The following is a 22,061-nucleotide window of genomic DNA, read 5'->3' as shown; positions in this document are numbered from 1 at the left end:
ATGGCCCGCCCGCCCGTCGATCCCCGACTGTGGAAGCACGCGCGCTCGGCCCGGCGCTACCTGGTGCTGAGTGTGGCGCTGTCACTGGTGATCACGGGCTCGATCGTGGCTACCGCGGTCGCGGTGGCGCGGGTGCTGGCCGGGGTCATCACCGATCCCGGTCGGCGTTCCCTGGGTGCTTGGACCTTCGAGTTGATCGTGCTCGCGGTCGCCATCGGCTGTCGAGTGCTGGCCACCTGGGTGCAGTCCCGGCTCGCGCATCGCGCGGGGGCCACCGTGGTGGCGGAACTGGAGACCGCCGTGCTGGCCGCCGGTGCCCGCCTGGCACCGCGCGAACTCGAAACTCGCCGAACCGAACTCGCGGTGGTGGTGAGCACCGGACTGACGGGGCTGCGGGCGTATCTCACCGGATATCTGCCCGCACTGCTACTCGCCTGCCTGGTACCGCCGATCGTGCTGGTGGTCATCGCATGCCACGATCCGATCTCCGGTGTCATCGCGGTGGTCACCCTGCCGCTGATTCCGATCTTCATGATCCTCATCGGCCTGCTCACCCAGGGGCGTGCCGAAGCCACCCTCGCCGCGACCACTCGGCTGTCGGATCAATTGCTCGACCTCTTCGCGGGCATGCCGACGCTGCGTGCGCTCGGCCGGGAAGGTGGCGTCGATGCCACCGCGACGAACGGTTCGCGGACGCGTTCGATGCAACCTCGGGTGCGCGAGCTCGGCGATGCGTTGCGGCAGCGCACCATGCGCGCGCTGCGGATCGCGTTCCTGTCCTCGATGGTGCTCGAGCTGCTCGCCACCTTGAGCGTCGCGCTGATCGCGGTCTCCATCGGCCTGCGGCTGGTATACGGCGAGATGAGTCTCTACGCCGGGCTGGTGGCGTTGATCCTGGCGCCGGAGGTATATCTGCCGCTGCGGATGGTCGGTGAGCGTTTTCATGCGGCGCAGGACGGAATGGCCGCGGCAGATAAGGCCTTTGCGGTCTTGGAGCCGGAATCCGCCGCCGTCGCGCACGACTCGTCCCGACCCGGTGCTGACGAGCCGACCGAGTCCGTCGGTGCTGGTGACGCATTTGCCGTGCAGGCAGGTCGATCCACCCGCGACGCTGAATCCGTCGAAGGCTCGCGTAGTGCGGGAATTCTCGGCGTGGGTGGCGCGCCGATGGGGTCCGATGGTGGGCTCGTTGGTGCCGCTACATCCACTGACGATGATGCTGCGCGCGGGTTCGCGGGGATTGTCGAGATACGCGATCTTGCGGTGCGCGCCAGAGACGGTTTCGCGCCGGCTGGGCTCACCGCGATGCTGCGTCCCACCGCAATGACCGTGCTGACCGGTCCGAACGGGAGCGGGAAATCGACGGCGCTGCAGGCGATCCTGGGGTTGATCACTCCGGACCAGGGATCGGTGACGGTGGACGGCACCGATGTGCGCGAGCTGGATCAGCAACTCTGGTGGTCCAGGGTGGCCTGGCTGCCCCAGCGTCCGGTCCTGGTGCCGGGCACACTGCGCGAGAACCTCGAACTGCTCGGGGCGCGCACGCCCGAGCACACCGCCAAGGGCGCGTCCCGGGTCATCGATGAACTCGAAGCCGCCTGTATCGCAACCGGATTCGACGCGGTCCTGGATGAACTCCCGCAGGGCTGGGACACGGTGGTCGGCGCGGGCGGTGTCGGCCTATCGCTGGGCCAGCGCCAACGCCTCGCCCTCACCAGGGTGCTCGCCGCCGACCGCCCCGTCCTGCTCCTGGACGAACCGACCGCGCATCTCGACCCCGCCAGTGAAGCCACGGTCCTCACCGCCCTCCAGCAGCGGGCCCGCGCGGGTGCCAACGTAATCGTCATCGGCCACCGCCCGTCCGTCCTCGCCGCCGCCGACCACATCGTCCGCGTGCAGGCGCGAACCATCGAAGCGCAGGCGGTACCGCGATGAATCGCCGGGCGTCGAACGCGATGTGGTGGCGAACGTCGAGAGATCTCCGCCGTGCGGTGGCGCGGCGGGCGGGCTGGGCAGATCGCGGGTGGTCGGTCGAGGTGGTCGGCCGATGAGCAGCGGAATGGGCGGCGAGGGAGGTGCTTCGATGTCGAGCGTATCGGTGCGCCGCATGGTCGCGGATCTGCGGCGGATGTGGGCGCTGCTCGAGCTGTCCCCGTGGCGGATCGCCGTGGCCATCGGCTGGGGTGTGCTCGCGCTCGGCAGCGGACTCGGATTGGCGGCACTGGCCGCCTGGTTGATCGCGCGCGCCTGGCAGATGCCCCCGGTCCTCGATCTGAGTGTCGCGGTTGTCGCCGTACGCGCTCTCGGCATCTCTCGCGGCCTCGCCCGATATCTGGAACGCCTGGCCACCCATGATGTCGCACTTCGAGCGATGACGACGGCCCGCACAACCGTCTACCGGACCCTCGCGCACTCCAATATCTGGATGCGGCACGCGATCCGGCATTCAGACGGTGCGGCAGCCGACACCGAGAGCTTCGATGGGCCGGTTCGAGGTGGTGCGATGCCCGTCGATGCGATCAGCGAGGGGAGCGCATCGCCCCATGGCCTGTCGGTAGGTGCCGCGGCTTCGGCGCGCGCGGACGGTGCGTCCACGTTGCGGCGCGGGGACCTCCTGGTTCGAATCGGTAGTGATATCGACGATCTCGGCGCGGTCGTGGTGCGCGTCTTCGTGCCGATCGCGGTCGCGATCGTGTTGTCATCGGCGGCAATCGGGCTGTTGGCCGCCATTTCCATTGGTGCGGCGGCGATTCTGGCCGTATCGCTGGCTATTGCCGGGATCGTCGCACCGTGGTTGTCGGGGTGGGCCGCGCGCGCGGCCGAGCGCGCGGTGCGCGCCGACCGTGCCGAATTCACCGCCCAGGCACTCACCGTCCTCGACCACGCGGCCGAACTCCGCGTCGCCGGCAAATTGGACGGCGCGCTGGCGGCCGCGCGGCGGGCCGGGCAACGTGCGGTCGCCGCGGAAGATGCCGCGGCCGCACGCAGCGCCTGGGCCGCCGCCGCGACGCCGCTGTCGATCGGCGCGAGCGTCCTCGGTGCCCTGCTGGTCGGCATCGCCATATACGGCCCGCACGGCGGCGATCCGGGCGCAATGACACCGATGGCCCTCACCGTCCTCGTGCTGCTCCCGCTTTCGGCCTTCGAAGCCGTCGCCCCGCTCCCTGCCGCGGCCCAATCCCTCACCACCGCCCGCGCCGCCCTGCACCGCCTATCCGCCCTCAGCCCCACCGCCCCCCGGATGCCGCATCCGTCCGGCGACACCAACCTCCGTGACGATGCGCGAGATCCCCTGTCGAGCGATCTGACCCGCGGTGTCACCGGCGGCGCGAGCGGAGCCGGCAGCGGCGGTTCGCACGGGCTGCCGGATCCATCCGATAGCGACGGTGCTCGCGCGGACCTCGGCAGTGAGCGAGACGTCTTGCCGGAGAATCTGCCCGTGCGCCCTGATGGGCGGCGGATCGCCGTTGTCGGGCCCAGTGGTGCCGGAAAGACGACATTGCTGATGGCTTGGGCCGGGTTGTTCGGTGTGCCCGAACCAGGGGTGACATTCTTTGCCGAGGACGCACATATTTTCGGCACCACGGTGCTCGAGAACCTGCGGGTCGCGCGTGGGGATCTGACAGCGGCGGAGGCCGAAAAGGCTTTGAGCGTGGTCGGTCTCGGGGACTGGGTGGCCTCGCTCTCGGATGGTGTGCACACCGATCTCGTGGGCGGTGCGGCGGCGGTATCGGGCGGGCAGCGTCGTCGAATCCTGCTGGCGCGTGCGCTCATTTCACCCGCGCGGGTGCTGCTGCTCGACGAGCCGACCGAACATCTCGAGGCGGCGGCGGGTGCTCGGCTGCTGTGCGATCTGCTCGATATCGATAGCGGGCTGGTCGAACCCGACCGAATCGTGGTTGTCGTCACCCATCAGCTGCCACCGGACCACCACGCCGACGCGGTGCTGCATGTGGACGCGTCGGGCCAGGTCACGACCGATTTTCCGGGATCGGGACCGCGGCGGGCGGCCAGTGATTCCGCCAGCCGAGAAATTCCGTTGCCGACCCACTGACTCGTGGCTAGATTCGTTCGTACACAAGGAAGGAGGTGGTTCGAAGAATGTATGTTCATAGGACTCGTGAGGTGGCTGTCCGCTAGCGCCACCGCTGCAACGGATCTCCGTTCGCGCGAGCGCTGAGCGAATCCCAGGCAGCCACCCGGCCCCCGAGCTACCGGTCTTGTCCGACCGGGACCCACGCAGGCTTCACCGCCAGCGGGGTACGGCTCGGGGGCCGTTCCTTTTTCGGGCCGATCGCGCCAGGCGGTAGAGTCCGGCGACTGGTTCGATACGAGGGGTAGCTGATGCCATCGGAGGGACTCGCAGCAGTGGTCGGTCGCCGTATCAGTGCGATCCGCCGCATGTTCTACGTACACGGCACCGACGTCGACCGCACCGAAGGTCCCATCGAATTGACCTTCGACGACGGTTCGGTGCTGCTACTGGACGCCGGAACCGACGGCGAAGAACTCCGCGTCGCCACAACCCCCTGGCGCGACCCCTTCGCCGGCCTCACCGAACCCGAATACATCGACTACGTCGCGGAATCCGGTAAATACACCGCCTTCGACGTCGGCGCGGAACTCCCGTACTCGGACCTGCTCGGCTGCCGAATCGCCGCCATCGCCGAATCCCGCCTGCACGACGACCGCCTGCGCGCGGCCGTCCTCGAGGTGAACGGTTCGAAACTCGCCGTCGAAACCCTCGCCGACGAACTCCTGGTCACCTGGCACCCAACCTGATTCGCCCGCTGTCCAGGCGACTTTTTCCGGTGAAGTTCCACCCCGACAGGCGCTACGCTGGGGCAATGACCGTTGAGCCGTTTCCCGACTGGTTGATTCCACCTGCTGGTGGTTTTACCGTCGACGACTTCTTGGCGCTACGCGGCCTTCCCAAGCACACCGAGTTGATCGATGGGGGTCTGGTCTTCGGGAGTCCGCAGGAGAGATGGCACAGTCGGGCCGTGTCGATTCTCTGGCGGGACCTCGACCTACAAACTCCGCCTGATCTCTACGCCGACCGTGAGATGGCCGTCAAACTCGGACCACGTCAAATGCCGGAGCCAGATGTTCTGGTGGTCAGTATGGCGGCGGTTCGCCGAGGGGATCCGTCCACCTACTACTTCGCCGAGGATGTTGCCCTCGCGGTCGAGGCGGTGTCACCGGACTCCGAAGAGCGCGACCGGGAGACGAAGCCGTCCAAATATGCGAAGGCTGGGATACCGAACTATTGGCGGGTCGAGCGCCGAAACGATGACGCCGTCGTCTATGTCTACGAACTCGACCCCGCATCGAGAACTTACGGCTTGGTCGGCATCTTCCACGACCGCCTGAAGATCAACGTCCCGTTTCCGATCGATATCGACCTGACATCGATCGGTCGGCGAGGCTAACCGATGTAGCGCTGCAAACGGGCCGACAGGCGGGGCTCCAACGGCCCGTCGGCAACTACCCGCTCCTCGACGTAGGCGAGGTCACCGCCTTCGACGATGCCGTACAGGCGCTTGGCGCCGCCGACGACAATGCCGGACTGGCTGCGGATGACGACATCGGTGGCCAATTCCCAGGAGGACTGGGTCAGCGCGGTGCCGTAGAAGAGTTCGACGATGCCGGTGCTGTGGGTCAGCAGCAGTTCGATGACTTCGTCATCGCCGTCGATGCCGACGCGCCAGAAACCACTCTCGCGCAGATCCGGACCGCCGTAGGAACCGTCGGATTCGATGACCCAGGAACGGGAGTCCCAGGACAGATAGTCACCACCGTCATGGGAGACGATGATCTGCTGGCCGAAGCGGTAGTCGCCGCGATCGGGGTCATTGCCCTCGCCCTCACCGCGCCATACGCCGACCATGGGCAGCAGAGCGAGCATCGACGAACTCAGATCCGGGCCGAGTCGCAGATTCGCGGTGTCCTCGGGTAGCGGCAGATCCGGAAGCACCGGAATATTGCGCACACCGGTCGACTTCGCCCGTTCGGCCGCCTCGGCCACGGCCTCGTCGCCACTGCGGCGAGCCGACGGCTCGGCAGGACCGTTGCCGTTCATTTGTTCACTCGCTCGCTCGGCCGGGTTGGAACCTTCGCTCGCGAGTTCACTCATGATTCGGTGAACAACCGGTAGAAGACGTACAGGCCGAACCAGCCGATCAGAACGGCCACGGCCACCAGCAGAATTTCGAAGAAGAGGACCACATTTGGAGTCTAACGAGTTGCGTCCCGACCAGCACAACGGCCCCGTTGCTTCCTGGTGATCCAGGAAACAACGGGGCCGTTTGCGGTATTCGCTACTTGGCGACGGCCACGTCGACGGTGTGGATGCCCGCGCCCTCCGGACGGACCTCGGCCGAGCCATTGCCCGACGAGGACAGCGCCCGCACGGTCCACGCGCCCGGTGCCGCGAAGAAGCGGAAATCGCCGGTACCCGAGGCGACGACCTCGGCGGTGAAGTCACCGTTGCCGTCGAGCAGGCGCACGAACGCGCCGCCGACGGGCTGACCGTCCGAGCTCAGCACACGGCCGGTGATGACCGTTTCCTTCTCGACATCGACGCCGGCCGGGATGGCCTGGCCCTGGGTAGGTGCTGCGCACATGTGATTACTCTCCCAACTCGATCGGTGCACCGACGAGCGAGCCGTATTCGGTCCAGCTGCCGTCGTAGTTCTTGACATTCTGGTGGCCCAGCAGCTCCTGCAGCACGAACCAGGTGTGCGAGGAACGCTCGCCGATGCGGCAGTAGGCGATGGTGTCCTTGGACCCGTCCAGCCCGGCCTCGCCGTAGATCTCGGTCAGCTCGGCATCGGACTTGAAGGTGCCGTCCTCGTTCGCGGCCTTGCTCCACGGCACGTTGATGGCGCCGGGGATGTGGCCGGGACGCTGGCTCTGCTCCTGCGGCAGGTGCGCCGGAGCCAGGATCTTGCCGGAGAACTCGTCAGGGGAGCGCACATCGACCAGGTTCTTGGCGCCGATGGCGGCGATGACCTCATCGCGGAAGGCGCGGATGGTCAGGTCGGGGGCGGCGGCCTTGTACTGGGTGGCCGGGCGGTTCACCGCGTCGCGGGACAGCGGACGACCGTCGAGCTCCCACTTCTTGCGGCCGCCGTCGAGCAGCTTGACGTTGTTGTGGCCGTACAGCTTGAAGTACCAGTAGGCGTACGCGGCGAACCAGTTGTTGTTGCCGCCGTAGAGCACGACCTCGTCGTCGTTCGCGATGCCGCGGGCCGAGAGCAGATCGGAGAACTGCTCCTGGTTAACGAAGTCGCGACGAACCTGATCCTGCAGGTCCTTCTTCCAGTCGAGCCGGACGGCACCCTCGATGTGGCCGCCGTCGTAGGCGGAGGTGTCCTCATCGACCTCGACGAAGACGACGCCGGGGGCGTTGAGGTTCTCTTCGGCCCAGTCAACGGAGACCAGGACATCGGAGCGGGCCATGTTGTTCCTTTCGGGATGGTGACTTGCAGGGTCAGTTCGCCGGGGACCCGGCGGTGTTCGCGTCAGGCCCGGAGGCGGTAGCTCGCGTGACCACGGAGGGCCCGCGGACACCACCTATCGGATCAGTCCGGCGGAGGCGGGCGACCAGCGGATAGATCTGGCAACCCAGGCAGATCCCGAACGCCGCGTTCAAGAACGCCGCGAACAGGGCGAAGCCGACGAATACCGCGCCGACGACGGTGGAGCCGACCAGGAAACCCAGCAGGCCGACGGCACTGAAGATCAGGCCGAGTAATTGGGCGAACCGCAGCGGGGCCACGGGTTCGGTTTCGACGGTCGGACCGATGCGCGGCGCGATGAACGCCGCGAAGATCCGGCCATAGGGGTGCCGCCGCGGTCCATAGGCCGCGCCGATCGCGAAGACCACCGCTTGCAGACCGATGAGCACCGCGGCGACCGGCGTCGAAACGGCGGCGGCGAGCAGGACCAGGACCAGGACGCCGGTGGTGATCCAGGCGGCGAAGCGCGGCCCGCGGACATCCACAACGGAAATTCCGGGCCCACCCGTCACCCGGCCGCCGCCTCCCACCGAATCGCTGTGCGATGCCGTATTAGCGGCTGTGTTACGAGAAATCGTGGACATTGTGCGTACTCCTGCGCTGAATAGTGCTGTTGGCGGGAAAAATGCCAGTTCGCCGGGGGATCGAGAGATCACTCGCACGACGGACGCAGGTCGGCATCAGGAATTCTGACGGAGCCGACCGCTCAGCCACACAGGCAGCAACAACCACCGAGGCGACACAGATCAACTGTGCGGCGTCGGGTGAGCATCAGCTCGTGGTTGGCTTGCACGCAGAGCAGTTTACCTGGTTCCGACGGAGAATTGGACCCGGGGTTCGTCACAGTTGCTATGAACCCTTGTCACGCCCGGTTTTCCGCCGTCAGCGGCCATCCGCCGATGTTTATCCGACGGTCAGCGGTGCCAGCGCGGTTCGCAGGTCGGCGGACTTGGGCACGCCGGAGATCCGGAACCGTTCCCGCCCTTCGATATCGAAGACGAAGGTGGTGGGTAACGAGAGCACGTTGAGTTCCTTGGCCAGCGCGGGCTCGGCATCGATATCGATCTCGATATCCAGCGGCGGGCGCGGGGATCCGGCGAGATCCTCGGTCACCCCGGCGACCACCTTGCGCACCGCGGCGCATGGTCCGCACCAGTCGGCGGAGAAGTGCAGCACCGCCGGACCGGAACTGTCGACGCCGACCGCGGCCAGCAGTTCGGTACGCGCCGATTCGGTGCTCGGCTCGGTCTCGTTCGCGCGCAGCTTGCCGTCGCGCCGGCGCAGTGCGACGCCGACCGCGATCGCGGCCAACACCATCACGAGCAGAATTGTGATTTGAATCATGGTCGACGCAATCTGTCCAGATCGATGGTCACGTTCTCGGCCTTACCCTCGATGACGATCTGCCCACCCGTTGCGTAGACCTTGGTCGGCCGCAGCCCGAACGGCAGTTCGTTGGTATCGATGGTCCGGGTGAACTGCTCGAGTATCTTCGGGCGCTCGGTATCGGTGACGACCGCGGTCGTCGTGACATCACCCGTGCCGTGGTAGATGCTGGTCGCGATGATCTTGATCTGATCGCCGTCGACCCGCAGGTCCGCCGTCACGCTCACATTGTCACCGCTGAGCGGTGCGCCCGGCTTGCTCGGGGTCTTGCCCGGCATGGTGCCGGCGAGCAGGAGCTGACCACCGGTGGTCATTCCGGATCCGCCCGAGCCGCCAGTTCCGTCGGATTTGTCCCCCGGTGCCGAATGCACCTGCAGGTCGGGGATTTTGAACAGCCGACCGAGCTCGGTGGGCTCGAGCCGCATCGACCCCTCGACCCGATCCACCGGTACCGCGCGCACGTTTCCATCGGTGAGATCGCCGACCGAAAGGTGTGCGCCGGTCAGCATCGCCCCGACCGAAATTTCACCCGGGATGTCGGGACGCATGACGTGCGCGCGGATCTCGACACTCTGGTACCGGCCGTCGAACGCCTGGGTAAGAAATGGGAACCCATGAATGATCACGTCGGGATCCGCACTGAGATCGGCGCCGACGCGCAGCGCGCGCGACACGCGGTACTCCGAATAGGCGGCGACGCCGAAATCGATGACTACCGCCAGTCCCGCGAGGCACAGCAGCCCGATAATCAGCTTCCGCATGCAGGCCACAGTAATAGCAGGCCCGATCGCGGACCGTCGCCAGCCCGAGCGCGGACGGGGCCGCGGTCTACTCAGCGGTACGTTTCGGGTATCGAATGGCGCACTCGAGGTGTCACACTGACCCCGGATGGCGAGGTCATCGGTGTTTACGCGCTAATCTTGCATCCGAATTACCTGTGATCAGCGACGTGGCCCCGGCGGTGTGGCTGTTGTCCGGAGCTATGAGATGGGAGGAGGGCTTGTGGAGCTGCTCCTGCTGACCTCCGACCCCAACCCCGAGTCGGTGCTGCCCGCTCTGTCGCTGCTGGCGCACAATGTGCGTCCGGCGCCGACGGAGGTGGCGTCCCTGCTGGAGGCGGGGACAGCGGATGTCGCGCTTGTCGACGCGCGTACCGACCTGGCCGCGGCCCGCGGCCTGTGCCGCCTGCTCGGCAGCACCGGTTCCTCGGTGCCGGTGGTCGCCGTGCTCACCGAGGGCGGGCTGGTCGCCGTCAATGCCGACTGGGGCCTGGACGACATCCTGCTGCCCGGCACCGGACCGGCCGAATTGGACGCCCGGCTGCGGCTGCTGGTCGGCCGCAACGGCGGTGTGGCGAGCCCGGAGAACACCGGCAAGATCACCCTCGGTGAACTGGTGATCGATGAGGGCACCTATACCGCGCGGCTGCGCGGTCGCCCGCTCGACCTCACCTATAAGGAATTCGAACTCCTCAAATACCTCGCGCAGCACGCGGGCCGGGTCTTCACCCGGGCCCAGCTGCTACAGGAGGTCTGGGGCTATGACTTCTTCGGTGGCACCCGCACGGTCGATGTGCACGTGCGACGCCTGCGCGCCAAACTCGGCAGCGAATACGAATCGCTGATCGGCACCGTCCGCAATGTCGGCTACAAAGCCGTCCGTCCATCCCGCACCGCCGCGAAGGGCGAGCCCGTCACCTTCCCCGACGACGAAGCCGCCGAGGGCACCGATGACTCCCAGTCGGTGACGGTCAACGGCTCCGTTCAATAGCGGGCCATCGGAATTACGTACCGGGCTCGCGCGTTCGCTGCGGTGACGAGGGTCGGTACGACGAGGGAGACGTGACTCATGGGTGAGACGACACTGCGGTGGAGTGAGCGGCTCGACGCCGAAGCAGCGCACGCGGTGCGCGAGCTGCTCGCGCGGGCGGCCGCGGCCGACGGCGTCGAGCCGGTCTCCGAACAGGCCGTGCTCTCACTGGCCGCAGCCGATTCCGGGGCCGCGCACCTGGTCGCGGTGCGTGACGATGTCATCGCCGGTTACGCGAATCTCGTTGCGGCACATGGCGAACACCCCGCAATGGCCGAGGTCGCCGTCGATCCCGCCGCCCGCGGCAATGGCATCGGGGCCGAATTGGTCAGCGCCGCACTGGAAAAGGGCGGACCCGGAGCTCGGGTGTGGGCGCACGGTGACCGGCCCGCGGCCAAGGCGCTCGCGACCCGTCTCGGCCTGCGCACCGCCCGCGAGCTGTGGCAGATGCGGCGCCCTTTGGCAACACCGGAGCTACCCGAGTTGGCGGTACCGGAAGGCATCGTGCTGCGGACCTACGAAGGGCCGGCCGACGACGCTGAACTGTTGCGCGTCAATAGCGCGGCCTTCGCCTGGCATCCGGAACAGGGTGGCTGGACCGAACGCGATATCGAGATGCGGCGCGAGGAGTCCTGGTTCGACCCGAAAGGGCTGTTCATCGCGGTGGATCCGGCCGATCCGGACCGCATCCTCGGATTCCATTGGACCAAGGTGCATTACGAACAGAACCCGCCGGTCGGCGAGGTTTATGTGGTCGGTATCGATCCGGTCGCGCAGGGCCGGGGGCTCGGCCGTCTGCTCACCCTCGCCGGCCTGCACTACCTGCGGGAACGGGATCTCGCGGAGGTGCTGCTCTACACCGAGGCAGATAACGCGGCGGCAGTGCGCACCTACACTCGACTCGGCTTCACCCCCGCCCACATCGACGTCGCGTATTCGGCCCGTGACTGAATAACAAGCGGCCCATCGGGGTTACTCGAGTAACACTGGGGCAAATGTCACACAACACGTGCCCAATCGCGCCGGGCTGTTCACCCTGTGTTCACTCAGCTTGGTCCAACTGTCAACCGAGCGACCTTACGTTACATACGGGCGGCGCAGTTGCCGCCTGGTGCGCAAGTTCCCCGCGAACGGCACCACGAAACCCGCCCGGGCCGGTGAGGGACCGGGCGTGTCGAACGCGATTCCCGGAGGAATTTGTGAACCTCAAGCGCAGCAGCGCCATGATCGGTGTGCTGGCGGCCGTCGCCATGCCCTTGGCCGCCTGTGGCAGTGATGACAACTCGACCGGTGGTGACACCAGCAACGTCGCCAAGGTCGACGTCGCCTGCGGTGGCAAGAAGGCCCTCAAGGCCAGCGGCTCCTCGGCGCAGAAGAACGCCATGGAGCGCTTCATCGCCGCCTACGAGGGCAACTGCAGCGGCCAGACCCTGAACTACACCTCCAGCGGTTCGGGCGCGGGTGTCAACGAATTCCTCGGTGGCCAGACCGATTTCGCCGGTTCCGACTCGCCGCTGAGCGATAAGAAGGGTGAGCCCGCCAAGGCGCAGGAGCGCTGCGGTGCCCCGGCTTGGAACCTGCCGACCGTCTTCGGCCCCATCGCGGTCACCTACAACATCGACGGCGTGAGCGACCTCGTGCTCGACGGCCCGACCCTAGCCAAGGTCTTCACCGGTGCCATCACCTCGTGGGATGCCCCCGAGGTCAAGGCGCTGAACCCGAAGGCCACCCTGCCGTCCGGCCCCATCGCGGTGATCTTCCGTTCGGACGAGTCGGGCACCACCGACAACTTCCAGCTCTACCTCGACGCCGCCTCCGACGGCGCGTGGGGCAAGGGTGCCGGCAAGACCTTCAACGGCGGTGTCGGTGAAGGTGCCAAGGGCAACGAGGGCACCTCGGCCGCCATCAAGAGCACCAAGAACTCGATCACCTACAACGAGTGGTCCTTCGCCAAGGCGCAGAACCTGGCGATCGCGCAGATCGTCACCTCGGCGTCCAAGGACCCGGTCAAGCTGACCCCGGAGTCCGCGGCCAAGGCCGTCGACAGCGTGAAGATCAAGGGCGAGGGCAACGACCTGGTGCTCGACACCTCGTCGTTCTACAAGCCGACCGCGGCCGGTGCCTACCCGATCATCCTGCCGACCTACGAGATCGTCTGCTCGAAGTACGCCGACGCCGACACCTCCAAGGCGGTCAAGGCATTCCTGACCTCGGCCGTCAACAACGGCCAGAAGGGTCTGGACACAGCGGGTTACGTCTCGATCCCGGACAAGTTCAAGACCAAGCTGACCACCGCCATCGCCGCCATCAACTGATAGCCGCCACGCCATGACCGTGCACCCTGAGGTGACCGCCGCGGGCCAGTCGGACTCGACTGGCCCGCGGGCGGCTGGAGATACTGCCCCTATGTCGAGTGAACCGAGCACCGAACCGGCCTCACCGAAGGATCCGGCTGCCGCCAAGTCCAGAAAAGGCCACAGCCAAGGGGCCGAGGTCGTCTTCCGGTCGCTGGCCACCGCGGCGGGTGCGACGGTCGTGGCGGCCATCGCGCTGATCGCCCTGTTCCTATTGATCCGGGCCTGGCCCTCGATCATGGCGAACGAGGCGAACTTCTTCACCAGTACCGAATTCAGCACCACCAATGCCGACCATCTGCGGTTCGGCATTCGGGACCTGCTCATGGTCACGGTGCTGAGCTCGATCCTGGCGCTGGTGATCGCGGTGCCGATCGGTGTCGGTATCGCGCTGTTCCTGACCCACTATTCGCCGAAGCCGATGGCGCGTCCGTTCGCGATGCTCGTCGATCTGCTGGCGGCGGTGCCGTCGATCGTGTTCGGTCTGTGGGGTTTCCTGGTGCTCGCGCCGCGGATGGAACCCGTCGAGACCTTCCTCAACGACAAGCTCGGCTGGTTCTTCCTGTTCTCCGACGGCAATGTGTCGATCTCCGGTGGCGGCACCATCTTCACCGCGGGCGTGGTGCTCGCGGTAATGATCCTGCCGATCATCACCTCGGTCTCCCGTGAGGTCTTCAACCTGACGCCCGTCTCGCATATCGAGGCCGCGCAGGCGCTCGGCGCGACCAAATGGGAGATGGTCCGGATGACGGTGCTGCCCTACGGCCGCAGCGGTGTGATCGCCGGATCCATGCTCGGCCTCGGTCGCGCGCTCGGTGAGACGATCGCGGTGCTGGTTATTCTGCGCACCTCGGCGCAGGCCGGGCACTGGTCGCTGTTCGACGGCGGCTACACCTTCGCCTCCAAAATCGCCGCCGCCGCTTCGGAATTCAGTCAGCCACTGCCGACCGGTGCCTACATCGCGGCCGGCTTCGTGCTCTTCGCGCTGACCTTCATCGTCAATGCGCTGGCGCGGCTCGTATCCGGTGGAAGGGTAAACGGGTAATGACCACCACGACGACTCTCGACAAGCCGGTCAAGGCACCCACCTTCCGGCATGTCAGCACGGCCCGCAGGGTCAAGAACAATATCGCCACCGGAGTGGTCTGGATCTGCTTCGCGATCGCACTCGTGCCGCTGGTCTGGGTGCTGTTCATGGTGGTGTCGAAGGGCATCGACGCCGTGGTCTCGCCGGACTGGTGGCAGAAATCGCAGAAGGGCATCCTGCCGGATCAGACCGGTGGCGGTGTGTACCACGCGATCTACGGCACCATCGTGCAGACCCTCGTCGCTGCGATCATCGCGGTGCCGCTGGGCATCATGGCCGCCGTGTACCTGGTCGAATACGGTCGTGGCGTGCTTGCCAAGGTGACCACCTTCATGGTGGACATCCTCGCGGGTGTGCCTTCCATCGTCGCGGCCCTGTTCATCTTCGCGCTGTGGATCGCGACATTCGGCTTCCCGCAGAGCTCGTTCGCGGTATCGCTGGCCCTGGTGCTGCTGATGCTGCCGGTGGTGATCCGCAGCACCGAGGAAATGCTCAAGCTGGTTCCCGACGAATTGCGCGAGGCGTCCTACGCACTCGGAATTCCGAAGTGGAAGACCATCGTTCGGATCGTCGTGCCGACCGCGGCGCCCGGCATGATCAGCGGCATCCTGCTCTCATTGGCCCGCGTGATGGGTGAGACCGCGCCGGTGCTGGTGCTGGTCGGCTACAGCAAGTCGATCAACACCAACCTCTTCGACGGCAATATGGCCTCGCTGCCGCTGTTGATCTACCAAGAGTTGGCGAATCCGGAGCCTGCGGGCCGGGCGCGGGTGTGGGGTGCGGCGCTGACGCTCATCCTGCTGATCGCCCTGCTGTACGCGGCGGCCGCGGTCGTCAACAAGCTGCTCACGCGGAACCGATAGAAGCGAAACGGATATTCAGATGGCCAAGCGGATCGACGTCAAAGACCTGAACATCTACTACGGCAAATTCCACGCGGTTGCCGATGTCAAGCTGTCGGTGTTGCCGCGCAGCGTGACCGCCTTCATCGGCCCGTCCGGTTGCGGTAAGTCCACCGTGCTGCGTTCGCTCAACCGGATGCACGAGGTGACCCCGAACGCCCGCGTCGAGGGCGCGGTGTTGCTCGACGGCGAGGACATCTACGGCTCGCAGGTCGACCCGGTCGGCGTGCGCCGGACCATCGGCATGGTGTTCCAGCGCCCGAACCCGTTTCCCACCATGTCGATTCGCGACAATGTGGTGGCCGGGCTGAAGCTGCAGGGTGTGCGCAACAAGAAGGAGCTCGACGAGGTCGCCGAGCGCTCGCTGCGGGGCGCCAACCTCTGGAACGAGGTCAAGGACCGCCTCGACAAGCCGGGCGGCGGCCTCTCCGGTGGTCAGCAGCAGCGTCTGTGCATCGCGCGCGCGATCGCGGTATCGCCCGATGTCCTGCTGATGGACGAGCCGTGTTCGGCGCTGGACCCGATCTCCACCCTGGCGATCGAGGACCTGATCACCGAGCTGAAGAAGGAATTCACCATCGTTATCGTCACCCACAACATGCAGCAGGCCGCGCGCGTGAGTGACCAGACCGGCTTCTTCAACCTGGAGGCGCAGGGCAAGCCGGGCAAGCTGATCGAGATCGACGATACCGAGAAGATCTTCTCCAACCCGGGCCAGAAGGCGACGGAGGATTACATCTCCGGCCGCTTCGGATAGAGGCTCGCCCCCCCAGCACCTTCAGGCGCCGGACTCAGGTGCCTGAAGGTGATGTTGGCGACTGGCAGCAGGTGCGGAGCACATGAGCCCGTACCCGGCGAGTTACCCATCTGCTCGGGAAATCAGCGGAACCGACCGAAATGTGAAGGCCCGCGCTACGGCGCGGGCCTTTTTGGCTCTGTCGGCCGATGTAATTCGTTCGAGCTGCATGATGGCCGCGCCGTCGTCCCGGTTTGCGCCGGGATCCAGTGGATCCGGCTAGCGGAGCGACGGCGCGGCGCGTGCTTGGTCCCGTTGCGGGGATGTTCGCGTGCGTGCCCTGGTTTCCTTGTCCGGCAGGCGGTTTCGCCGGTATCAGGACTCGGCGTCGGGATCCGGCGGGAGCACGCCGGTGACCAGGAAGATCACTCGACGGCCGATCTCCACCGCGTGGTCGGCGAAGCGCTCGTAGTAGCGGCCTAGCAGGGTCACGTCGACGGCCGCGGCGACGCCGTACTTCCAGTCGCGGTCCATCAGCAGGGTGAACAGGTGACGGTGCAGATCGTCCATCGCCTCGTCGTCCTCGTTGAGCTGGGCGGCGCGCTCGGGATCGCGGGTCTCGAGCACCTCCTTGGCGCTCTTGCCCATATTCACCGCGATGCGGCCCATTTCGGCGAAGTAGCCGTTCACCGACTCGGGTAGCGCGTGATTGGGGTGGCGCCTGCGAGTCACCTTGGCGACGTGCAGTGCCAGCGCGCCCATCCGGTTCACATCCTGGACGATCTGGATCGCGCTCACTACCTGTCGCAGATCGCCCGCCACCGGTGCCTGCAGCGCAAGCAGGGCAAACGCCTTCTCCTCGGCTTCGCTGATCATTTCGGCGATCCGGTCGTCCTCGCTGATCACCGACTCAGCCAGGGTGAGGTCGGCCTGGAGCAGAGACTGGGTGGCCCGGTCCATCGCCGAACCCGCCAGACCAGCCATCTCGCCCAGCAGGTGGGCGAGGTCGGCCATTTGCTCGTTGTAGATGACACGCATGAAAACAGACACTAGTGCCCAGTGCTGACCTAGTCACCAACACAGGGTTAATGAGTGGTGCCGAACATTAGCGACGGTGTTGCCCCAGTTCGGGGCCATACCTACTTGCAGGTGTCGTCGGCGGCGTTGACGTGCTCCAGATCCGAGGGCAGTGTGACCGGCGCCGCACTCGATACCGTGACCGACACATTCGAGATCGGGTCACCGACCGGCGTCGGCGTCCGTACCGTGCCCGCGAAGTCGGCGCCGATCACGACCTCGACGATGCCGCCGAGATCCTTCGCCTCCTCCATGGTCGCCCCCGGCAGGGAGCTGGCCACGGTGGCCGCCTCGGCCTCATGGCCGGAGCCGAACCGGACCTTGGTGGCGACCTCGGAATTCCCGCCGGAGTAATTGCCGGTGTTGTAGATCTGGAAGCCCTGGTTGCCGAGTTTGGTCGCCGCCTTATTGGCCACGCCCGGCGTCCCCGAACCATTGGAGACCAGCAGCGACACCGTGCCCGGGTCGACCGCGAAGAGCTTCGGCGGCGCCGGTTGGGCCGACGGGATCGATCCGGGGGCCGGAGTCGACTTCTTCTCGCCGGGCAGCGGCTGGTCGTCGATGACGGCGCGGAAGATCGCCTTGATATCGGACTCGCGGGGGATCTCATTGCCGTAGGAGGTGGTGCCCGCGGTCGGGATGGTCAGGAAGGTGACCGCGCCCGCGTCGACCTTCTGCAGCGAGCGGCCCAGGGTCAGCAGGTCGGTGGGCTGGACCTTGTCCACGAAGGTGTGGCTGGTGAACGCGGAGATGAAGCCGTTCAACTTGCCGGGATCGAAGAGCACCCGGCTCGACAGCGCACCGCGGAGCAGCGAGGCCAGGAACCGCTGCTGGCGGTTGATCCGGTCGTAGTCGCTGCGTTCTTCGCCGTAGACGTGCCTGGCGCGTACGTAGTTGAGTGCCGTCGCGCCGTTGACGCGCTGTCGGCCCGGAGTCTCCAGCACGGTGCCGAGGATGCCGTCGACGATCGGCTTGGGGGTGCAGACATCGACGCCGCCGACCTGGTCGACCATCGCCTCGAAACCGGCGAAGTCGATGCCGATGAAGTGTCCGATGCTCAGGCCGGTCATCTTCCGGATCACATTGACCAGACACTTCGGTCCGGCCAGCGCGTAAACCGCGTTGAGCTTGTCACCCATGGCCGAGGGGAAGACCTCGTTGGTGTACTCGGCCTTGTCGTTGTCCCAGCCGTTGCACTGCGGCCGGGTGACATCCAGATCGCGGGGGAAGGAGACCACCACGACGCGCGAGCGGTTCTTGGGGATGTTCACCAGCATGACGGTGTCGGCGCGGGCGCCCTCGGCGTCGTCGAGCGTGCCGGCGCCCACCTGTCCGTTGACGCCGGCGCGGGTGTCGGTGCCGACGAGCAGATAGTTCTCATCGCCGAGCTGTGCGCCCGAGTCGACGACATCCTCGGGATGGTCGTCGAGCGCGGAGACCTGGGTGAAGCCGTTGGCGGTCGAACGCAGATAGCTCCAGCCGCCGCCGGTGACCAGCAGCGCGATCACCGCGAAGATGATCGCGGTGGCCCGGCCCGCCAGCTGTAGCCGCTTAGTGCGGCGCTGCCGGCTCGCGGCGAGCCGGGACAGGCCGACGCGGGTCGATGCCGCGGCTGTTTTCGGTGCGTCCGAATCGGTGGTCGGCCAGCCGTTGGCGCGCTTCTTGGTGGACGGGGTCTCCTCTACCGGCGGAATGACGTCGGTGACGACCTCGGGCGGTTCGTTCCCGCCGGAGGCCGTGGCGGTACGGCGCTTCGCGGCGCCGGCGGCCGTCGAGGTGCCCGCGATGTCGTCGACGACCGCGGAGGACCCGGTGCGGCGAGCGGTGCCCGGCGTGCGGGGCGGTGCTTCGGCCTTGCTGGCGGCCGGGGCACTCGAGGTACGGGGCGGTGCGTCTTTGCGTCCGGCCGGGATGCCCGATGTGCGCGGCGGCGCATCGGCCTGGCGTCCGGCTGGAGTTGCGGTGCGGGGCGGTCCGTCGGCTTTGCGTCCGGCCGGGATGCCCGACGTGCGCGGCGGTCCGTCGGCCTGGCGTCCGGCTGGGGTACTCGAGGTGCGGGGTGGTGCGTCGGCTTTGCGTCCGGCTGGGATGCCTGATGTGCGGGGTGGTCCGTCGGCTTTGCGTCCGGCCGGGGTACCCGATGTGCGCGGCGGTGCGTCCGCCTGCCGTCCGGCTGGGGCGCTCGATGTGCGCGGCGGGATATCGGACTGGCGCGGGGAGTCCGCGGACCGGGCCGGGGCGGATTCCGGGGGTTTCGGAGCGGCGGTCTCGGATCGCCGCCTGCGTCCGGAGCGTTCGTTGTCGACCTTCTGGACCAAGTCCTGAACCGTCAGCGGGGCCGAGCCCGGTTCGGAATCGTTATGTCGGGCTCTGCGGGACGACCGTGCGCCGTCCCGGTCGGGGTAATCCGCCGTGGGATAGCGCTCCCACGGGGCGCGACCTCCGGGCCGTGGCGACTGCCCGTGCCGATCGTCACCCACTAACGAACCTCGCTTTTCGTCTCTGCTGCCGTTTCGGCCGCTTTCGACCGGCATGACCGATTCCGCCAATGATAACGATTCCGCCACGGCGAGCCAGCCCAGTGCGAAATCAACGGGACGCAGAGGTGTGTCGGAAGTGCGTGCGCGCTGGTGGGAGGATTCTTGACGATCGGATGTCGCTCGAAAGAATCAGCCGCCGCTGTGCATCAGATCGGCGCCCGCGGGGACGGCCGGATCGTCCGGATCATCGAGCCAGCCGTGTGGCAGCGCCACCTTGCCCGGTGACCCCTGGCGGCCCCGCGGACCTTCGGCATCGCGGGGAAACGGCGCGGTCGGGTCGAGTTCGCCGATGAGATCCTGCAATTGGGTGAGACTCGACACAGTGGCGAAGCTGCGGCGCAGCTCGGCACCGACCGGGAAGCCCATCAGATACCAGGCCATATGCTTGCGCAGATCACGCATGGCCTTGTCCTCGCCGAGGTGTTCGGCGAGCAGTGCGCCGTGCCGGTACAGCACCTCGCCGACCCGCCCGAGATTCGGCGCCTCGGGCAGTGCTTCGCCGCGCAGTGCCGCCTGCAGTTCGGCGAACAGCCACGGGCGGCCGAGGCAACCGCGCCCGACAACGACTCCGTCGCAACCGGTTTCGTCCATCATCCGTACCGCGTCGGCGGCGGAGAAGATATCGCCGTTGCCGAGCACCGGGATCGTGGTGACGGCTTCCTTGAGTCGGGCGATCGCGGTCCAGTCGGCCTGGCCCGAATATCGCTGTGCGGCGGTGCGGGCGTGCAGCGCGACGGCCTTGGCGCCCTCGGCCTCGGCGATGCGGCCCGCGTCCAGATACGTCAGGTGGTCGTCATCGATGCCGATGCGAAACTTCACCGTGACCGGGACACCGGCCGGTTCGGCACCCGAGACCATCGCCTTGACGATCTTGCTGAACAGCGCGCGCTTGTACGGCAGCGCCGCGCCGCCACCCAGCCGGGTGACCTTCGGCACCGGGCAGCCGAGATTGAGATCGATGTGATCGGCCCAGCCCTCGCCGATAATGATCCGCACGGCCTCGCCGAGGGTGGCCGGATCCACGCCGTACAGCTGCATCGAGCGCGGATGCTCGTCCTCGTCGAAGGACATCATGTGCAGCGTCTTCTCATTGCGCTCCACCACCGCACGCGCGGTGATCATCTCGCACACATAGATCGATGTGGAGCTGCCGAACTCCCGGCACAGCTTCCGGAACGCCAGATTCGTGATCCCCGCCATCGGGGCGAGCACCACCGCCGGATCGACCGGATACGGCCCGATCCGCAGCATGCTCTTGGCCTCAGCGGTAATCGTCACGCCCACCAGTGTCGCATTTGCTGCCGGGGCGGCCCCAAGCCGTACGGGCTGACGTGCGCTGATTCACCCTTCTAGGTGGTGGAGCGGTCCTTGTGCGTGTGATCCGAGCCACCGAAGATTCGAGATCGCTACCGCCGACGAGATCCTGGCCAAGGTCCGACTCGCCCAAACCGACATCGAGCCCATGCACGGCTCGAGTAGCTCCCCGCCAAACCGTGAACTTGTAACGATCCTGATCACGACGCCCGCCAAGAACAATGCGACACATACGAACGTAAATGCCACGAAATAGATAAACCGTTTCTATACCTGCGCGTGAGCACGAGGCCATCCCCGGCGATACTTGCCGCATCTAGGGCTAACGCGACTATCGCTGAGTACCGCAGCCGGGCTGGGACACGATCGCTCACCGATAAAATTGGAATGAACACTGCAAGTACTGAAGTGATCGCGATTGCGGTTATATATACATCAGTAATTTCGATGCTGCCGCCCGTTTGCTCCAATTTCAACATGAACAGAGCTCTGAATGACGCGATTAGCGCAGGCGTCAATGAACACACCGTACCTCGACCGCTTTGCGAGAGCGCCTTGCTATTCATGCCGCTACTCTCGGCCGGTTATTTTATCGACCATTCTGCGATGCGATCCAGTCGGGTGCCATTGTCGAACGATGACGCCTTCTGTCAGTGTTTGTCCACGCCGAGTTATCCGGCGCAGTGGCTTTGATCGCTCCTAGCTAGCCAACTCGAGCGCCCAGCACGAGTGTTGGCCCCCGTTACCACGGCCGCAGTCATGGCGGAGTCTGTGGCCGCTTCGTCAGCGATCAACGCTGCCCCAGCCCACGAAGTACACGCCCTTCGCGATACCGCCCAGCCCGGCAGCTATGGCTACGGCCGCTTCGACAACAACTCGAAAAATGCAAGGCAAGTCCGGCGACCGCGATGTCTCGAGCGCAATTGCTGCGTCTTTGCCGATATCGCTGATGCGGTTTGTTGTCGCGTTGTGCGCTGTAGCGAGAGACCTGTGCGGCCGGGTGCCGTTCCCCCACTCGGCAATCGACTTCAGGGCATTCGTATCAATATTGCCAGCCACCTGGGATGCGTTCCGCCGGATATCGAGCCGATCCAATGCGCACATCGTCATATAGACGGGAGCCACGACTCCATTTCTATACTCAGGAAACAGCGCCAACCCCCCGTCGTGTTACCTGCCGCCGCCCGACGGACGGCGCAACCCGCTCGGGCATCATTCGGTTTGTCAAGTCGACCGGTGTGGTGCGCTGTCCGAAAGCCGTCGCGACCGAGCTGATTCGAGCAAGGTGTATCAATGCTGCGGCGTAGCAAGCGGCCGGTGCGGATGCGGCGCG

At 66.3% G+C, this 22,061-nt stretch carries 20 protein-coding genes; 10 read left to right on the top strand and 10 right to left on the bottom strand.

All coding sequences use genetic code 11. The features are described 5' to 3' along the window. The 4 genes from cydD to ACQP2D_RS40860 all read left to right on the top strand — a co-directional run bounded on the left by cydD (position 1) and on the right by ACQP2D_RS40860 (position 5,432). Entirely contained in the window at positions 1–1,935 is a 1,935-nt protein-coding gene (gene cydD / locus ACQP2D_RS40875) for a thiol reductant ABC exporter subunit CydD (RefSeq protein WP_433681236.1), read from the top strand. 148 nt (positions 1,936–2,083) lie between these two features. After that, a complete protein-coding gene (locus ACQP2D_RS40870) occupies positions 2,084–4,054 on the top strand; it encodes an ATP-binding cassette domain-containing protein (protein WP_433681235.1) in 1,971 nt (656 codons plus the stop codon). A gap of 290 nt (positions 4,055–4,344) precedes the next feature. Continuing rightward, positions 4,345–4,782 carry a hypothetical protein gene (locus ACQP2D_RS40865; protein WP_433681234.1) on the top strand — a complete coding sequence of 146 codons (438 nt, stop codon included), beginning with the start codon at positions 4,345–4,347 and terminating at the stop codon, positions 4,780–4,782. 65 nt (positions 4,783–4,847) lie between these two features. Further along, positions 4,848–5,432 carry a Uma2 family endonuclease gene (locus ACQP2D_RS40860; protein WP_433681233.1) on the top strand — a complete coding sequence of 195 codons (585 nt, stop codon included), beginning with the start codon at positions 4,848–4,850 and terminating at the stop codon, positions 5,430–5,432. On the opposite strand, the gene ACQP2D_RS40855 is transcribed toward ACQP2D_RS40860, so the two are convergent. The 6 genes from ACQP2D_RS40855 to ACQP2D_RS40830 form a co-directional block, all read right to left on the bottom strand. Further along, positions 5,429–6,136, bottom strand: a complete 708-nt coding sequence (locus ACQP2D_RS40855) for an FABP family protein (protein WP_433681232.1) — start codon at positions 6,134–6,136, stop codon at positions 5,429–5,431. The two genes, ACQP2D_RS40860 and ACQP2D_RS40855, sit on opposite strands and share 4 nt — an antisense overlap. A 184-nt stretch (positions 6,137–6,320) precedes the next feature. Then, positions 6,321–6,626 (bottom strand): DUF1416 domain-containing protein, encoded by a 306-nt coding sequence (locus ACQP2D_RS40850; RefSeq protein ID WP_433681231.1) that lies wholly within the window; start codon positions 6,624–6,626, stop codon positions 6,321–6,323. A 4-nt stretch (positions 6,627–6,630) separates the two neighbouring features. Further along, a complete protein-coding gene (locus ACQP2D_RS40845; protein WP_433681230.1) occupies positions 6,631–7,464 on the bottom strand; it encodes a sulfurtransferase in 834 nt (277 codons plus the stop codon). Between the two features lie 31 nt (positions 7,465–7,495). Next, positions 7,496–8,098, bottom strand: a complete 603-nt coding sequence (locus ACQP2D_RS40840) for a DUF4395 domain-containing protein (protein WP_433685915.1) — start codon at positions 8,096–8,098, stop codon at positions 7,496–7,498. Between the two features lie 328 nt (positions 8,099–8,426). Further along, the gene (locus ACQP2D_RS40835) at positions 8,427–8,867 is read right to left on the bottom strand and encodes a thioredoxin family protein (RefSeq protein WP_433681229.1); all 441 of its coding nucleotides are present in this window, start codon (positions 8,865–8,867) and stop codon (positions 8,427–8,429) included. Beyond that, positions 8,864–9,670 carry an LmeA family phospholipid-binding protein gene (locus tag ACQP2D_RS40830; protein ID WP_433681228.1) on the bottom strand — a complete coding sequence of 269 codons (807 nt, stop codon included), beginning with the start codon at positions 9,668–9,670 and terminating at the stop codon, positions 8,864–8,866. Before ACQP2D_RS40830 ends, ACQP2D_RS40835 begins: the two co-directional genes overlap by 4 nt. Positions 9,671–9,911: 241 nt before the next feature. Between ACQP2D_RS40830 and ACQP2D_RS40825 the strand changes: the two genes are divergently transcribed. From ACQP2D_RS40825 to pstB, 6 genes are all read left to right on the top strand, one after another. Continuing rightward, positions 9,912–10,679 (top strand): winged helix-turn-helix transcriptional regulator, encoded by a 768-nt coding sequence (locus tag ACQP2D_RS40825; RefSeq protein WP_433681227.1) that lies wholly within the window; start codon positions 9,912–9,914, stop codon positions 10,677–10,679. Positions 10,680–10,757: 78 nt separating this feature from the next. Continuing rightward, a complete protein-coding gene (mshD, locus tag ACQP2D_RS40820) occupies positions 10,758–11,669 on the top strand; it encodes a mycothiol synthase (protein ID WP_433681226.1) in 912 nt (303 codons plus the stop codon). Positions 11,670–11,917: 248 nt separating this feature from the next. After that, positions 11,918–13,033 (top strand): phosphate ABC transporter substrate-binding protein PstS, encoded by a 1,116-nt coding sequence (gene pstS / locus ACQP2D_RS40815; protein ID WP_433681225.1) that lies wholly within the window; start codon positions 11,918–11,920, stop codon positions 13,031–13,033. A 91-nt stretch (positions 13,034–13,124) separates the two neighbouring features. Then, positions 13,125–14,117, top strand: a complete 993-nt coding sequence (pstC, locus tag ACQP2D_RS40810) for a phosphate ABC transporter permease subunit PstC (RefSeq protein ID WP_433681224.1) — start codon at positions 13,125–13,127, stop codon at positions 14,115–14,117. Beyond that, positions 14,117–15,022, top strand: coding sequence for a phosphate ABC transporter permease PstA (pstA, locus tag ACQP2D_RS40805; RefSeq protein ID WP_433681223.1), 906 nt, complete (start codon positions 14,117–14,119; stop codon positions 15,020–15,022). The genes pstC and pstA overlap by 1 nt, the downstream gene beginning before the upstream one ends. Positions 15,023–15,041: 19 nt before the next feature. Beyond that, positions 15,042–15,818, top strand: coding sequence for a phosphate ABC transporter ATP-binding protein PstB (gene pstB, locus ACQP2D_RS40800; protein WP_355181844.1), 777 nt, complete (start codon positions 15,042–15,044; stop codon positions 15,816–15,818). A 354-nt stretch (positions 15,819–16,172) separates the two neighbouring features. Here the strand turns inward: pstB and phoU are convergent, their stop codons facing one another. The 4 genes from phoU to ACQP2D_RS40780 all read right to left on the bottom strand — a co-directional run bounded on the left by phoU (position 16,173) and on the right by ACQP2D_RS40780 (position 21,853). Beyond that, a complete protein-coding gene (gene phoU, locus ACQP2D_RS40795; protein WP_433681222.1) occupies positions 16,173–16,835 on the bottom strand; it encodes a phosphate signaling complex protein PhoU in 663 nt (220 codons plus the stop codon). A 101-nt stretch (positions 16,836–16,936) separates the two neighbouring features. Continuing rightward, on the bottom strand, positions 16,937–19,192 hold the full coding sequence (locus ACQP2D_RS40790) for an LCP family protein (protein WP_433681221.1): 2,256 nt from the start codon (positions 19,190–19,192) through the stop codon (positions 16,937–16,939). Between the two features lie 351 nt (positions 19,193–19,543). Continuing rightward, on the bottom strand, positions 19,544–20,665 hold the full coding sequence (gene dusB / locus ACQP2D_RS40785) for a tRNA dihydrouridine synthase DusB (protein ID WP_433685914.1): 1,122 nt from the start codon (positions 20,663–20,665) through the stop codon (positions 19,544–19,546). Positions 20,666–21,511: 846 nt separating this feature from the next. Next, positions 21,512–21,853, bottom strand: a complete 342-nt coding sequence (locus tag ACQP2D_RS40780; RefSeq protein ID WP_433681220.1) for a hypothetical protein — start codon at positions 21,851–21,853, stop codon at positions 21,512–21,514. Positions 21,854–22,061 lie beyond the last annotated feature (208 nt).

Source organism: Nocardia sp. CA-119907 (assembly GCF_050955995.1).
Lineage (GTDB): Bacteria > Actinomycetota > Actinomycetes > Mycobacteriales > Mycobacteriaceae > Nocardia.
The sequence above is the reverse complement of the archived record's forward strand: the minus strand, read 5'-3'. Positions and strand labels throughout refer to the sequence as shown.